General features: G+C 72.3%; 1 protein-coding gene. It reads left to right on the top strand.

The window, feature by feature from the left end; all coding sequences use genetic code 11:
• Positions 1-235, top strand: a 235-nt coding sequence (locus GT030_RS18105; protein ID WP_161201972.1) for an AAA family ATPase, incomplete at both ends; no start/stop codon positions are given.

The raw sequence follows: 235 nt of genomic DNA, 5'->3' as shown, positions 1-235 counted from the left end.
CGGGCGTCGGCAAGACCGCCGTGGTCGAGGGGCTGGCGCAGCGCATCGCGGACGGGGACGTGCCCGAGGGTCTGGAGGGGCGCCGGGTGGTGGCGCTGGACCTGACCGCGGTGGTGGCCGGCACCCGCTACCGGGGCGACTTCGAGGAGCGCCTGAACAACATCGTGCAGGAGATCCGCGCGCACTCGGACAAGCTGGTCGTGTTCATCGACGAGCTGCACACCGTCGTCGGCGC

Source organism: Streptomyces sp. SID1328 (assembly GCF_009865595.1).
GTDB classification, from domain to species: Bacteria; Actinomycetota; Actinomycetes; order Streptomycetales; family Streptomycetaceae; genus Streptomyces; species Streptomyces griseoluteus.
This window is presented reverse-complemented; position numbering and strand designations above follow the sequence as displayed.